The organism is Mesorhizobium sp. M4B.F.Ca.ET.089.01.1.1, assembly GCF_004022605.1.
Classification (GTDB): Bacteria; Pseudomonadota; Alphaproteobacteria; order Rhizobiales; family Rhizobiaceae; genus Mesorhizobium; species Mesorhizobium abyssinicae.
The window spans coordinates 1-846 of sequence record NZ_RZOS01001013.1 but is presented as its reverse complement, the minus strand read 5'-3'; the positions used below and the strand labels follow the sequence as shown (position 1 = coordinate 846).

Below are 846 nucleotides of genomic sequence, written 5' to 3'. Positions count from 1 at the left end.
GGATCACCTGCCCGGCCATGTCGAGGAGGCGCCGCTTCAGCCGCGCCTTGCGCGACTGCCAGGCGCCGCCGCCAAGCTTGTCCAGCGTCGCCTCGGCCGAATCCGAGCCGTAGCGCGACAGAAGCTCGATGTTCTCGACCGGCAGGAACAGCCGGTCGTCGCCGGCATAGTGGATTTCCAGGCAGTCGTGCGGTGCGCCGACCGCCTCGATGGTGCGCAGGCCGATGAAGCGGCCGATGCCGTGGTCGGTATGGACGACGATATCGCCAGACGACAGCGACGAGGCTTCGGCAATAAAGTCTGATGCGCGCTTCTTGCGCTTGGAGCGCCGGATCAGCCGGTCGCCGAGGATGTCCTGCTCGGCAACGACAACCAGTCTCTCGGTCTCGAAGCCGAATTCGAGCGGCAGCACGGCAAGGCCCGCCTGCCCCGGCTCGAGCTTTTCCGCCTCGGCAAGCGTCGCCACCGGCTTCAAATTGCCAAGATGATGCTCGGCCAGGATCTGGCCGAGCCGGTCGAGCGAGCCTTCGGTCCAGCCGGCGACGACGACGCGGCGGCGCGCGGCGCGCTCGTCGGCGATGTGCTTCACCACGACATCGAAGACGTTGATGTTGGGATCGGCGCGTTCCTCGGCGAAGCTGCGGCCATGCCGCGCGCCGGCATGGAAGACTTTCTTGCTTCCGACATCGGGCGCATCGAAGACGGTGAAGTCGATGTCTTCGCGCGGGCCGAGGGACGCCCTGAGATTCTCCGGCGAGAGATAAAGCAGGTCCGGCGCCACCGGCTTGTAGGGCACCGCGTCCTTCAGCGCGCCGTCGGCCTGCTTGCGGCGCGCTTCGTAGTGGT

General features: G+C 67.0%; 1 protein-coding gene. It reads right to left on the bottom strand.

All coding sequences use genetic code 11. The annotated features are described in order from the left end of the window. On the bottom strand, positions 1-846 hold an 846-nt coding region (locus EN780_RS35695), incomplete at both ends, for a CarD family transcriptional regulator (protein ID WP_281035414.1).